Source organism: Streptomyces sp. NPDC091280, from assembly GCF_044768565.1.
Taxonomy (GTDB): Bacteria; Actinomycetota; Actinomycetes; order Streptomycetales; family Streptomycetaceae; genus Streptomyces.
In genome coordinates, this window is the sequence record NZ_JBIVUZ010000005.1 from 44,644 (window position 1) to 57,967 (window position 13,324).

At 68.0% G+C, this 13,324-nt stretch carries 12 protein-coding genes; 5 read left to right on the forward strand and 7 right to left on the reverse strand.

What is annotated here, in order from left to right; all coding sequences use genetic code 11:
- Window positions 1-90: 90 nt before the first annotated feature.
- The gene (locus tag ACIQPR_RS16255; RefSeq protein WP_403648042.1) at window positions 91-930 is read left to right on the forward strand and encodes a hypothetical protein; all 840 of its coding nucleotides are present in this window, start codon (window positions 91-93) and stop codon (window positions 928-930) included.
- Between the two features lie 43 nt (window positions 931-973).
- On the opposite strand, the gene ACIQPR_RS16260 is transcribed toward ACIQPR_RS16255, so the two are convergent.
- Window positions 974-2,125 carry a glycosyltransferase gene (locus ACIQPR_RS16260; protein ID WP_403648045.1) on the reverse strand — a complete coding sequence of 384 codons (1,152 nt, stop codon included), beginning with the start codon at window positions 2,123-2,125 and terminating at the stop codon, window positions 974-976.
- Window positions 2,126-2,444: 319 nt separating this feature from the next.
- On the opposite strand from ACIQPR_RS16260, the gene ACIQPR_RS16265 reads away from it, so the two are divergent.
- Together ACIQPR_RS16265 and ACIQPR_RS16270 are read left to right on the forward strand one after the other, a co-directional pair.
- Window positions 2,445-3,449, forward strand: a complete 1,005-nt coding sequence (locus tag ACIQPR_RS16265) for a hypothetical protein (RefSeq protein ID WP_403648048.1) — start codon at window positions 2,445-2,447, stop codon at window positions 3,447-3,449.
- A gap of 232 nt (window positions 3,450-3,681) precedes the next feature.
- Window positions 3,682-5,301, forward strand: coding sequence for a recombinase family protein (locus tag ACIQPR_RS16270; RefSeq protein WP_403648051.1), 1,620 nt, complete (start codon window positions 3,682-3,684; stop codon window positions 5,299-5,301).
- Between the two features lie 199 nt (window positions 5,302-5,500).
- On the opposite strand, the gene ACIQPR_RS16275 is transcribed toward ACIQPR_RS16270, so the two are convergent.
- The 4 genes from ACIQPR_RS16275 to ACIQPR_RS16290 form a co-directional block, all read right to left on the reverse strand.
- A complete protein-coding gene (locus tag ACIQPR_RS16275; protein ID WP_403649307.1) occupies window positions 5,501-6,877 on the reverse strand; it encodes a replication initiator in 1,377 nt (458 codons plus the stop codon).
- 298 nt (window positions 6,878-7,175) lie between these two features.
- Window positions 7,176-7,373: a hypothetical protein gene (locus ACIQPR_RS16280; RefSeq protein WP_403649310.1), complete on the reverse strand. Its 198-nt coding sequence runs from the start codon at window positions 7,371-7,373 to the stop codon at window positions 7,176-7,178.
- Window positions 7,374-7,384: 11 nt separating this feature from the next.
- Complete coding sequence (locus tag ACIQPR_RS16285) at window positions 7,385-8,686, reverse strand: FtsK/SpoIIIE domain-containing protein (RefSeq protein WP_403648054.1); 1,302 nt, start codon at window positions 8,684-8,686, stop codon at window positions 7,385-7,387.
- Window positions 8,686-9,036 carry a hypothetical protein gene (locus ACIQPR_RS16290; RefSeq protein ID WP_403648057.1) on the reverse strand — a complete coding sequence of 117 codons (351 nt, stop codon included), beginning with the start codon at window positions 9,034-9,036 and terminating at the stop codon, window positions 8,686-8,688. Before ACIQPR_RS16290 ends, ACIQPR_RS16285 begins: the two co-directional genes overlap by 1 nt.
- 167 nt (window positions 9,037-9,203) lie before the next feature.
- Between ACIQPR_RS16290 and ACIQPR_RS16295 the strand changes: the two genes are divergently transcribed.
- Window positions 9,204-9,983 (forward strand): GntR family transcriptional regulator, encoded by a 780-nt coding sequence (locus ACIQPR_RS16295; protein ID WP_403648060.1) that lies wholly within the window; start codon window positions 9,204-9,206, stop codon window positions 9,981-9,983.
- Window positions 9,984-10,393: 410 nt separating this feature from the next.
- Here ACIQPR_RS16295 and ACIQPR_RS16300 read toward each other — a convergent pair whose 3' ends face one another.
- The gene (locus ACIQPR_RS16300) at window positions 10,394-10,693 is read right to left on the reverse strand and encodes a hypothetical protein (protein WP_403648063.1); all 300 of its coding nucleotides are present in this window, start codon (window positions 10,691-10,693) and stop codon (window positions 10,394-10,396) included.
- A gap of 316 nt (window positions 10,694-11,009) precedes the next feature.
- Window positions 11,010-11,522 (reverse strand): ATP-binding protein, encoded by a 513-nt coding sequence (locus tag ACIQPR_RS16305; protein ID WP_403649313.1) that lies wholly within the window; start codon window positions 11,520-11,522, stop codon window positions 11,010-11,012.
- 243 nt (window positions 11,523-11,765) lie between these two features.
- On the opposite strand from ACIQPR_RS16305, the gene ACIQPR_RS16310 reads away from it, so the two are divergent.
- Entirely contained in the window at window positions 11,766-13,118 is a 1,353-nt protein-coding gene (locus tag ACIQPR_RS16310) for a tetratricopeptide repeat protein (RefSeq protein WP_403648066.1), read from the forward strand.
- Window positions 13,119-13,324: the final 206 nt, after the last annotated feature.

Genomic DNA, 13,324 nt, shown 5'->3' on the forward strand with positions numbered 1-13,324 from the left:
ACCGGAGTCGACGGCGATGCCATCCGGGGGGATCGAGCGCTCGTGCGACCAGAAGGAACGCCAGAAAGAACACCGGGAAGAACAGTTGCGGTGGCCGTGGTCGCCGTCCTCTGCGCCCTGGCCGTACTGCTGCTCGGCGGCTGCGGGACACGGGTGGCCGGTGCCACGAACGGCACGAACGGCACGAACGGAGCGACACCGACCGGCCCGGTCCCCTGGACCACGATGGAACCCTCCGCGGTCACCGCGGCCCAACTCGCCGCGGACCAGCGCACGTTGACCCTGACCGCACGGGTGCCCCACGGCAAGCACCCGTGCGTACGGGCGCTCAAAGCGGCGCTCGCCGCCGCCGAACAGAACACCTTCTGGGTCCAGATCACCTACTCCTCCCCCTCCGGGGACAGGCGCTCCGGCTGCACCGGTGAAGCCACGGCCTCGACACGCATCGTGCTGCCCGAACCCCTGGGCGACCAGAAGCTGATCGTGGACCACGACACCCAATTCACCACCGACGGCGCCAAGTTGCCCGCGCTGCGCCTGTGCGGTGAACTCGGCTGCCACCCGCCGGCCACCAGCTGCACCGTCTCCTCCTACGAGCAGGCGATGATCGCGGCCGACGCCCCCGAGCACAGCTACCGCGACGCGGAGCACTGCGACGGCAAGTGGCTGGTCATCGACTTCTCCTGGCGCACCGGCCCGGTCTGCGGCGACACGACCGCGACCCCGTCCGGCTGCGCGTCCCGGCTGGGCGACCGCGTGTTCTTCCGCGCCGAGCCCGCCGGCTGGAAGACGATCACGTCAAGCTCGGCGGGAGGCTGCACGGCGGTGCGCCGCGCGGAGCCCGAGTTCCCGAAGGCGCTGTGCGCGACGCTGCCCCCGCTCGCGACCTCATTGCACCCCAGCTACCCACCCAGTTCGACGGACAAGTGACAGGCACCCACTGCCAGTTCCCCTTCGTCTTCCCCTTCCGCTTCTACTTCTTCCTCCCCCGGGCCGCCTTGCCGGCCCGGGAGACCTTCGGTCCGCGTCGCGGGCCGGACGGGCCGGGGACCGTGACGAGGTGCGGGACGGAGAACTCCCGGTTGGCGATGGTCTGTTGGCGGATCGCGGCGGGCAGGTCGGGCATGGCCAGCAGCCTGTCGCACGCCTCGACGGAGGCCGCGTACTCCCCCACCCAATAGGCGGCGATCGAGAACTCGAAGAGGACTCCCCAGCGGTACACCCAGGGTCGGGTGAAGAGCAGGTCGTCGGGTTCCGGGATGCCGACGGCGTCAGCGAGCAGGGCGTACGCGGTGCGGTAGCGGCCCGCGAGGCGCAGGCGGGACGCCAACTCGTAGCAGGCTTCAAGGCGTTGGGGGCGGCCGTCCCAGGCGCGGGAGAACGCGTCCATCGCCCCGGGCCAGTCGTCGGTCCGGTCCGCGCGCAGAAGGCCGGCCTCCAGGAGCGAGCAGTAGACCTCCTCACCCCAGCCGCCCATCCGGGCGCGACGCTCGTAGAGGGCGACGGCCTCCTCCGCGTGGCCCAGGTCGCGTTCGGTGTTGGCCAGGTAGAACACCGTGCGCGGATTGTCGGGATCGCGGTCCAGCTCGCGCCGCAGCAGGCGCGCGTCCCGCTCGAACTTGTCGCTGCGACAGCCGCCGTCGGCCTGGTCCTCGATGACGAGGGCGGCCAGGTTCTCCTGGGTGTCGGGCTCGTCGGTGCACGGGTACTCGTGCGTGACCCCCTCGTAGCGCCACAGCCAGTCGCCCCGCATCAGATGCTTGAACCGGTGCTGGGTGCCGGGGCCGTCGTAGCGCAGCATGTACGAGCCCGCCGTCAGCCGCGGCAGCGGGGCGTCCTGCCGCAGGACATGGTCGGCGTCGAGGGTGAGCAGGTAATCGGCCCTGCCGTGGGCGAGCTGGATGTTGCGGGTGCGGTTGTACCCGAAGTCGGTCCAGGGGTCCTCGTGGAGTTCGCCCGGAACGCCGTCCATCACCTTGCGGATCAGGTCCTGCGTGCCGTCCGTGGAGCCGGTGTCGGAGATCACCCAGTAGTCGACGAGCGGGCGGACGGCCTCCAGACAGCGCTCGATCACGAGCGACTCGTTCTTGACGATCATGCACAGACAGAGGGTCTGCTGCTTCACGGCCTCACCCGTCCCGGACTGCTGACGTCCCGTCGGAAACACGCGCGCCACAGTGGCACGCGCCCGCTCCGTGGTCGTACATCCACGCGGGGCCCGGTGCGGGAGAGCCTCCGAACAGCCGTGGTTGAGCCCGGACGGGTGATCGCGGGCAGGAGATGCCCCATCAGCACGCATCGATTAGTCCGATACGACGACAAACGGGCGCGTTCCCCGTCGCCACGCCGATCGTCGCAGCTCTCTCACATCACACTCGCACTCGGATTCGGCACATCGCCCGAATATCCGAACAGGCCGAACAGGCCGAGCAAGGAGCGTGAAGATGAGGACGGGTGCTGAATTCCGGACGGCGCCACTCGGGCCGCTGGCCCGGGACAGGTTCAAGAGGGCCGGCATGGTGGCCTCGCTCGCACTGGTCCTGGCAGCCGGCGCGGCCGATCCGGCCGTCGCGGCGGTCCGGACGGTGACCGACAGCACCGAGGCGACGGCCGGAGGAGGTGGCGGCGGTGACCACTGCAAACCGAACCACCACCACAAGTCACGTGTGACCGAGGGCGGCGGCAAGGGCGACTGCAAGGGACCGACAGGCCCCACCGGCCCGAAGGGCGCCACGGGAGCCACCGGCCCGACCGGCCCCAAGGGACCCACGGGCGCGACCGGAGCGACAGGAGCAACCGGCGCACCTGGGCAGCCCGGCCAGCCCGGAGCCACGGGAGCCACAGGGGCGACCGGCGCCACGGGCGCACCGGGCGACCAGGGCGCGACGGGCGCCACCGGCGCGACCGGCACGCCGGGCACCCCCGGTGCCACCGGCCCGACAGGACCCACCGGAGCACCGGGCACCCCCGGTGCGACCGGCGCCACCGGAGCAACCGGCACGCAGGGCCCGACCGGACCGACCGGCGCCACGGGCGCGACCGGCGCACCCGGGCCGTGCGCCGACATCGACGCCCAGCAGGACTCGAACAACTTCGAGCTGCGTGCCGCGCTGACCGGCGGTATCACCTACGCGGGCATCCACGACCTCAGGGGCACCGCCCCCCGCAACTTCCTCTGGACCGACCTCAGCACCCACCCCGGCTACCCGGCGGGCGGCGCGGCCGGCCTCCCCTGCGGAGTCGCGGTCAACGGGCACAGCGCCAACGCGGGCGAGCCCATCAAGTTCGATGTCATGACGACCACGGGCCAGGTCTGGGAGACCACCTGTGTCGAGGTCAACAGCACCAACCCCGCCACGCTGAACTGCAACGACGGCGCGGGCAACCCCAACCCCTGGACCAAGGTGACACTCCAGCCGTCACCCGGAGCCGTCAACAGCGGGGTGTGACGACCTCGCACGACAACTGCCCGGAGGTCGACCGACAGACCTCCGGGCACCTTCATGACACTCGCTCACCAGCGGTGCGCCGCCCTCAGTGCGCGTGCCCGCCGCCCGTCCCCGTCCCGGCAGGCTGCTTCACCGTCAACGGCAGCAACTTCTTCCCCGTGGGACCGATCTGGATGGACGTGTCCATCTGCGGCCATTCACCAACGGGCCTACAAACGCTACCGTGCTGGTCATGGGGAAACGAACGAGGACACGCACGGCAACTGACCGTCGCAGCTACTCAGTTGAGGCTGAGTGGTCGGAGGCCGACTTAGCGCTGTTAGAGGACCTGAAGACGGCGGAAGCGCTCCTGCCGGACGACGCACCGCGCGCCCTGCTGTCGGTCCGCCTGTCGGTACTCACCGACGACACAACCTCGCCCGTCCGCCAGGAACTGGACCTCCGGATACTCGCCCGGGGACGCGGCTCCCGAGTGATCGGCGTCGCCAGCGACCTCAACGTATCGGCGACGAAGGTCCCACCATGGAAGCGCAAGGAACTCGGCGACTGGCTCAACAACCGGGCCCCGGAGTTCGACGAGCTGCTCTTCTGGAAACTCGACCGCTTCGTACGACGTCTTTCCGACCTCAGCACCATGATCGACTGGTGCCTGAAGTACGGGAAGAACCTGGTCTCCAAGAACGACTCCATCGACCTGACCACGACGGCCGGGAAGATCATGGTCACGATCGTTGGCGGCATCGCCGAGATCGAGGCGGCGAACACCAGCACCCGCGTGGCGAGCCTCTGGGAGTACACGAAGACCCAGAGTGAGTGGTTGGTGGGGAAGCCCGCATACGGCTACGAGACTGCCGAGGACGAAAACGGCAAGGTCATCCTGGTCTTCGACACGACTGCGTACAGCGCACTGCACTGGAGCCGCAAGGTCGCGATGAGGGAGCGTCCTGCCTCAGCCCGCCGCATGGTCAAGGTCCTGGTCCGCGCCGGCTTGTGCGGGAAAGGCCTGACCGCATCGACCCACCTACGACGACTACGCAACCCAGCGCTTATGGGCTACCGGGTGGAAGAGGACAAGGACGGAGGCATCCGCCGATCCAAGCTCCTCATGGGAGCCGACGGGAAACCCATCCGTGTGGCGGAGGGTGTCTTCACAGAGGACGAGTTCTACAGCCTCCAGGAGACCTTGAGCGCTCAGAGCAGGCATCAACCGAGGCGCAGCCCCGACGGTGCGACGAAGTTCCTCGGCGTCATGATCTGCGCAGACTGCGGCACCAACATGACGGTCCAGAACAACCGGACCAACGGGAAGGTCTACCAGTACCTGAGGTGTGGCCAATGCAAGGCTGGCGGCTACGGCGCACCGAACCCTGGGGACATCTACGCCAGGCTCGTTGAGGATGTGCTGAGGGTGCTCGGTGACGAGCCTGTCATGACACGGGAGTACCGGCAGGGTGCCGAGGCTCGTAAGGAACAACAGCGCCTCGAACAGTCCATCAGCTACTACATGGCCGGCCTGGAGCCCGAAGGCCGCTTCACAAAGACGCGGTTCACGAAGGAGCGGGCAGAGAAGACGCTTGACGACCTGATCAAGCAGTTGGAGGCCATCGACCCCGAGTCGGTCAACGACCGCTGGGTGGCAGTGCACAACGGCAAGTCGTTCCGTAGCCGTTGGGAGGAGGACGGTATGGAGGCCATGGCCGCCGATCTCCTCCGGGTCGGTATCAAGTGCAGGATCACGCGGACAAAGGTGAAGGGCGTACGCGCGCCGCACATCCACATGAAACTGATGATCCCGAGGGATGTTCGGGACCGTCTGATAGTCAAGGCAGACGACTTTGCCGAGGTCTTCTGACAGGAACAGTGGCCACGCCAACACAGCCGCCTCCCGACGCGTACGGGGAGGCAGCTGCGCTCTTCACGAGAACCAGGACACGGGGTCGAACGGCTCTTCCGTGCCAACGTCATCAACGATCACGATCTCGCTTTCAATCAGGCTTCGGGGCGCGTCTTCAGCGGATCGAAGCGGCGGCAGGGATGCGAGCTTTGGGCATTCATGTTCGGGCAGAGCCGGTATCCGCTCCACCCCCCTCTTGCCTCGCTTCCCACCCCAGCCGTCGGGACTCTGCAAGATCGTCGGCGATTCCGGCCGCAATGAGGGCAGCGCCGGGGGTGTGGCCCGAGCCGACGTAGCGCCAGTGCCGTTCGGTGAGCGTGTCGAGGGTGTCGGAGTGCCCCATGTGCTGGACGCGTTCGGCGCGCAGGGCTGCGTACGTCGTTGAGTAGGCGCGGGATTTGGTGAGGATGTGTCCCCGGTAGCCGAGGGTGTGCGTCCACTCCCGGAGGCGGAGAGGTTCGTACTCAGGAAGGCCGCCGAGGTTCCAGCAAGCGCGCATGAGGGTGCGGATGTGCTCGCTCACGGTTGCCGACTCGATGTCCCCCCAAGCGGTGACGGGATGGTCGAGGCCAGCGCCTGTCTCGCCCGCCCCCTTGGTGACGTACTTGGCGACGTACGCGGCGACCGCGTCATCATCGGGTCCGTCGCCGTTGGCACGCAGAGGACGGACGTCGACCTGGGCGCCCCAGCGCAAGGCCAGTTCTCCCACGGCCCGGGTATAGGGGGTGCGGACGTGGACCCGCCGGGCGGAGGCGTGCACAGCATCGGTGAGCAGGTCGACGGTGCCCCATGCCGGGGGTTCGTCGTCGGGCCCGTTGGGACCGTCGATGCGGACGACGGCATGGACATGGACGGCCGCCCGTTTCTGGTACTCGGCGACGCGGGCGAAGGACAGCCGGGCGTACGTCGCGAAGTGGGACTGAACGATGCCGGCCGAGGAGGCCAGGCGTCGCCGTACGTCGATGACGAACCGGTCCCACAGCTTGCTTGCGTGCGCGTGCCACAGCACGTGGCCGGGGTAGTCGTAGCAGTCGGCGCACAGCGGTTGGCCGACGACCGATGCGTCCGGGGCGTGGACGGTGCCGCAGCCCAGGAAACGCCCGTGCTCACAAATGCTGCCGTTCCGGCGCGGTCGGCAGGTCTCTCCAGCGCGGTGAACCGGCCCGAAGGACGGGGCGGTCAGAGTGACGAAGAGGCGAGGCCGGTTGCGGATCGTGGCGGGGATGCTCTTGCCGCCGAGGATGCCTGCGCGGACGAGGTGGTAGGTGTCTCCGGCGTGGAGGCGTGAGCAGGCCGGGCAGATGGTTGCGCGTCTGTTGCGGCAGCGGACGAGGAGGCGTTCGCCGGGCTCGGTGCGGGTGTCGTAGTGGTGGAGGATCTCGCCCGTCGTGCCGTCGAGCGTGGTGGTCGAGCCGGAGAGGTGGACGGGGTGGGCGCAGCCGCCGGTTGCGGTGATCTGCTCCAGCCAGCGCGGGAATTGAGGGTCTTGGGCGATGCGGAGTGCGTCGCGATCTGCTTCGGGGAGCTGACGCAGGCGCGCCGCGCGGTCGAGGGCGGCGCGCCTGTCAGCCGGGGTGAACTCCGGGGTGATGGTGGTGACCTTCCGGGGTGGGCCGCCGTAGCGGCTCGGTGGGTGGGTGGTGGTGCGCCGTTGTCCATGGGGTTGTCCTCTCGGTGGGTGCGGTGGATGGGGTGTCGGTCAGCGGATGGTTCCGGTGCCCCGGCAGACGCGGCAGCGCCGCAGCCGTCCGGTCCAGGTCCTACGGGCGCCGTCGCCCTTGCAGTACGGGCACCTCACGCGAGGCATGGGCATGGTGGTGTGTCCCTTCTGCTCAGGTGTGGGAGAAGCCGCTGATGAACCAGACGACAAGGCCGTGAATGGTGAAGACCACGGGTGTCTGGCCGAGGTAGACGCCGAAGAGGCCGACGCAGACCGCTTCCCAGACTCGTATGTCGCGGGAGCGGACGAGGAGGACGGTGATGATCCCGAAGATCACCGCGAACGTGAACGCCGTACCCTCACTGATCACATCCGGGCTGGTCACTTGTCGTCTCCTTCCAGCGCCGCAAGCGCGCAGCCAATGGCGGGCAGTTGAGGGGTCATGCCGGAGTACCTGCGAGCCGTCGATACGGCCTCTTCCGTCGAGGTCAGGTGCGAACGGGCGCGGCTCCATCCGCCGTCCGGGCCCGTGCACACGGCCACGCCCCGTTCCTCTGCCGTGATCGACTGAGCAACGGCCACGGCGTCCTTGTTGAGGTCGCCGAGGGTCATTTCGGCGGTGCCAGGGTCGTTGACGCGGTGGCAGATCCGGCCGCCGAGTTGAGCGCGCAGGGCGGTGACGCCGGGGCCGAGGTCGGAGCCGACGCGTTGGCCGGCGACGACCAGGTGCAGACCGAGTGCGGCCCCGAGCTGGCCCAGCCGCAGCAGCAGGGTCGAGCACTGTTCTGCCTCCGCCTTGCTCTCACGGGTGCCGTCCGAGAGGTACAGTTCCGCGATCTCGTCGACGATCACCACGACGGGTATCGGGCGGAGCTTCTCGGGCAGCTCCCAGATCGAGCGGACACCGGCCGCCCGGCAGGCGCTCATGCGGTCGTGCATGTCGACGACGAGCGCGGACAGGATGGCGACCGCTTCGCGTCGACAGGTCGCCAGCGTGCTCAAGCGCCGGGTGAACAGGCCGAGTTCCATCCCTCCCTTGCAGTCGATCCCGACCAGGGCGACCGGTTGCGGGGCAAGTTGGGTGATCAGCCGGGCCAGCAGCGTGGACTTGCCGGACCGGGTGGCACCCGTGATCAGCCAGTGCGGCACGAGGCGCAGGTTCATGACCCAGGCGCCGCCGGACTCCAGGGCCCCGATGAGCGCGGACAGCAACTCAACCGGAGCGGTGGCTAAGCCGGGCCGCTGAAGCGGATCACTGGCCATGGCGGTCAGCAGCACGAGACCGCGTTCGGACGAGGTGACCCGTACCGCGTGGACTCTCCACGCATGCACGAATGCTTCGGCCGCCTTCATGTACGTCATCGGCGTCTGCCCCGGGTGCAGCCGCACCGTCACGGTCAGGCCCATGCGGGTAGCGCGCGGGAACGAGCACCGCGGGGCCACCGGCCGCACTGGATCGCCCTTGACAATCAGATGCCCCACCAGTGTCCGCGCGGGGAGCTTGGACACGGATAGGTCGTTGAGCAGGGCGACCCGGCGCCAGGTGAACACCACCCGCCATGCGGTGACCAGGTAGCCGGTGAGGTACCAGTGCCAGGCTGGGCGGTGCCGGCGCACCAGGTCGCCGACGACGAGCAGCCAGGCCAGCACGGCCAGGGCGAAGGAAAGCAGGATCGGTCCCATCACGCGTCACCGCTCTTGGCCTGTGCCGCCGGGGTGCCGTGCACGGGCGTTATGGCGTCGGCGCGGAAGCTGACGCCGTGCCTCTCGCCCATCGACCACATGAACGCGGTCAGTCCGGTGACCTTGACGACCTGGCCCGCTTCGAGGCCCTTGGGCTCACCGCTCACGGCGATCTCGATGACGGAGATCCGCCGTCCGTCCGGCCGTACGGTGACCGCGACGCTGTAGACCGGGTTGCCGTCCCGGTCCTTCTTCACCTCCTGTGTCTCGGAGTTGCTGAACTTCACTTCGGGCACGCCCGCGCACCGCAGTACGCCGAGCCGTGCCATATCCACGGGAATGGACTGCATTTCGTTGGCCTCCTGGCCGGTCGGGACGCCTGACATATTCAGACGTCACTTGTCCTTATGAGTTACGACTATGAGGCTCTGTACGGCGAGAATGCAAGCACTTATGCTGACGAGTGATGTCGCGCGTGCGACGTGCCTATGACCTCAACTCATGCGGAGATGCCGCCATGTCGGAGATCCAGCGCCCCGGAGCCCTCTACCAGCAGGTGGCCGCCGCCATCCGCGAAGCCATCCTGTCCGGCGAGTTCGCCCCGGACTCGATGCTGCCATCCGAGGCCCAGCTCATGGCCCGCTACGGGGTCTCCCGCCCCACTGTCCGCAACGCGGTTGCCGCCTTGCGTGCGGAAGGACTGATCGATGTCCGGCACGGCAAGGGGAGCTTCGTGCGCTCGGACGGACAGCCCGCACTCACCCTCGAACGTCGTATCAGCCACAGCACGGAGGGCAAGTTCGTCATGCCCAACGGCGACACCTGGCAAGAGACCGAACAGCCGCACACTTATCGCAGCCGGACCACCCAGGACACCGGCCGATACCTCCAACTCAACGAGGAGGAGGCCATGTTCGGCTGTGACCGCCTTCTGATCGACCCGAGCACCGGGACCCGCGCCATGCACCGCACACTGATCCCCTTCGAGGTCGCCGAAGCCGTCCCGCTGCTCGGCGAGGAGCCGTGCAAGCCCCCAGCCGCGATCTACTGGATTCTCACCCAGGCCGGCCACAAGCTGACGTGGACCGAGACGGTACGCGCCCACATGCCACTGCCCGACGAGCGCACCGCCCTCCAACTCCCCGACGCGACCCCGGTCCTGCACGTGACCCGCACCGCGCACGGCACCAACGACCGCCCGCTGATCCTCGAAGAGCTGCGCGTGGGCGCGGACCGTGCCGAACTCACCTACCGGATCACCGCCGACAAACAGCCCACCCGACGCACCCGCGCCTGAACGGCAACGGCGATCGGTCGAAACAGTCTTCACTTCCTCAAGGGCGCGCCTGCGGCGCGCCGGGGCGCCCGGCCGCCCCGGCCGGGCGTGCGGCGTGGCCGCCGGTCCCGTCCGGACGGCCCACGCCCCGCATCGCAGCACGCCCAAGGAGTAGACGCGTCGAACGGCCGTCGCGGGCGGGAGTGTTGGGGGCTGGGGGTCGCCGGCCTCCGAGACTTTAGGCAGCCACCATGGGGCGAGCCTCGAAGAACAGGGGGCCGATCGGGCTAAACACGGGCAGCCCCAACAGACTGCCCGATCCGCTGGCGAGCGTAAGGCCCCCTGTTCACTCGCCCCATGGCAGCTCCCGCCCAAAGTCTCTACAGCCGGCGACGTGCCCAACACGCGCCACTCACCAGCGAAAAGACACCTCACAACGCACCACCGTCGCCGTCTGCTCGCGCCTCCAGGAGACCGGCGAGCCGATCCACGGCACCCGGCCACCCCGCCACGCGCACGACCCCGCGCCCCTCCCCATTGGTCGAGGCGACGGCCCGTAACTCGGACAGCTCGAAACCCGCACCGAGGAACGCCCGGTTCAACTGATCGGCGGACTCCCGCGCTTCACGCCAGCCCGCGATGTAGTCGACACCCGACACCCACAGCCCGGAGTCCGCCCCCGCCACGTCGCCGAGCCCATCGCTCAGCCAGTTCTCACCCGTGCCAGACACCTTGCCCACCTCTGCCCTGATCTAGGTAACGGATCGTCAACTCTCTTTTGGTCCAAGGCAGATGCACAGCACAACGGCCCCGGTACCATCAGGCACCGGGGATCTTCGCGTTCCCCAACCGGGCCACCCTCCGCTTTTCCAGGGCTAAGGGGGTGGCCCGGTCTCGGTCTTCGGTTGTGAAGCGGCCCCCTGGCACCGGGTGGGGAACCCGGCGGACTCCAGGAGGCGCGCCCCGTTCGCCGGAGGAATCAACCTCCAGCCCCCGGCTGTCGCTCACTCCCGAGGGAGTGACACAAGGAGCGGCAGCCGAAGATCGTCAGGACGGTGTGTCACCGCCTGCGCCGGTGAGGTCGAATCGGCACCACACGGTCTTGCCGCCTCTGTCTTCGGGCGTCCACCAGACCGCCGCAGCCAGGCGTTGAAGGATCAGCAGTCCACGGCCGCAGTCGGGTAAGACCGCTTCCGGTAGCTCTTCTGCCAGCCCAGGCAGGAACGTGTCGCCCAGGGGCAGCACCGGGGGTGTCGAGTCCTCATCCGTGACCCCGATGAAAAGCCACCTCGGCCACATCTTGAAGATCACGTCGATACGGCGACTCGCGCCGGGGCTGGCGAGGCAGCGGTCGGGCACCGCGTGGTTGACCACGTTGCCGACGAGCTCCGACACGGCCAACTGCGCGTCGTCCACGGCGGCACCCGCGCCCACGCTCCGGAGGAACACGGCCGTCTGGTCACGCGCGACGCGTCCGGTATCGCTGCACTCGGCGAGGAGCGTCAACGTCAGGAAGTGCCCGCCGGAGGAAGGATCAGGCCGCGTGTACCAATGCGCCATCGCGTCCAGTTCCTCAGCCACGTACGCATGGCGACGCGCTCTCCTCGCAGCATCCACGACACGACCCCGTCTCAGCTCACGGCCGCCGAGTCCCTCCCGGCAGGGTGACCCGAGAGTGCACCTCTCCCACCGCCTGTCGCTCCCCCCTCTTGGGGACCCCCCTCGTGGGTACACTCGCCAGACGGACGCGGCAGAACAGACAGAACGCCAACACCGTCAGGTCGATCACAATGGGGAAGTGAGATGACCGAAGCTGCACCGACACCGGCAGCGCTACCGCCGCACGTCCTGGAACGCGCGGACGTGCGCTCAGCTATCGCCAACCACGACTTCGGCGAAGTCTTCAGACTCGCCAAGATCCACGGAAACATCAGCTACGCCAAGATCTCCGAGGCGGTCGGCTACAAGCGTGAGCACATCGGCAAGATGGCCCGCCCCGAGACCAACGGCACAGGCGTCCGCCCACGGATCACCCAGTTCCACAAGATCCTGGAAGTCGTCGACGGACTGCGCATCCCCGGCCACCTGGCAGGACTTGCCCCACGCCCATGGGAGCTGGAAAGACCGGCCACGCCATCCCGGCTCGACGACCCGAGCGCCCTGATCGCACAGGGTGGCGCCGGACTGTGGGATGTCGCCGAACTGCTCCGCCGCACGGAAATGTCCAGCATCAACAGCGCCGCCCTGGAATCGATCCAAGGCGGCATCGACCAACTGGCCCGCGCTTACCCGTACGCCGACGCCGACTACCTCCACGAGCGCACCCGCAACGGCCTCCAGTACGTCACCAAGCAGCTCGAAGGCCGGATAACGCTCAGCCAGCACCGGGAACTACTCGTCGACACCGGATGGCTCTTCCTCCTCAACGCCTGCGTCCAGTACGACCGAGGACAACGCGAGGCCGCCAACCTCAGCAAGGCCGCAGCCCTCCGCATCGGCCAGGAGGCAGGCCACGGCGAAATCATGGCCTGGGCATGGGAGATCGAGGCCTGGTTTGCCCTCACCCAGAGCCGATGGCAAGACATGCTCAACGCCGTCGAAGCCGGACACGTCGCTGATCAGACCCATTCTGTGGGCGTCCAGCTCTACGCCCACAAAGCACGAGCCGCAGCCCGCATGGGAGACGCCCGCCTGGTCCGCGACTCCCTGGACGCCGGCCGAGCCCGCCTCGATCGACTCCCACGCCCGGAGCACCCGGAACACCACTTCATCATCGACCCGGACAAGTGGGACTTCTACGAGATGGACGCCTACCGCCTCCTCGGAGACGACGAACGCGCCGCCGCTCATGCCCGCTCGGTCATCCGTATCAGCACAGGACCCGACGGCACTGAGATTTCACCCATGCGCGCCGCCGAGGCCCGCCTCACGCTCGGAGTCAGCGCCGCCCGCGCTGGGGACATAGAAGAGGCAGTGGATTTGGGCACCATGGCACTTGCCGCCGACCGGAAGTCTCTTCCTTCTCTGCTTTTAGTCGCTAACGAATTGGACAGGGAACTCCGAGCACGCTATCCCCGAGAGACCGCCTCTCGTGACTTCCATGAACGGATCTTGAGCATCACGCGAGGCACGGCCACACCAGAGTTCCCCTTCTGAACCCGCTCAGTGACGATCATTGCCCTATTCCGATGTAGGAGCACCGCGCCGATCTGGCGATGTCCATCATCGAGGTGGACCTGTCAATGAATCCGTGCATCAGCCTGATGATGGAACGTTCGCATCCTCCAGCATCTATCACGAATACTGCACGGAGTAGGCAAAGTTCAGGTTTAATGGCCGGCAAGGACGTTTCGTTGGCGGCC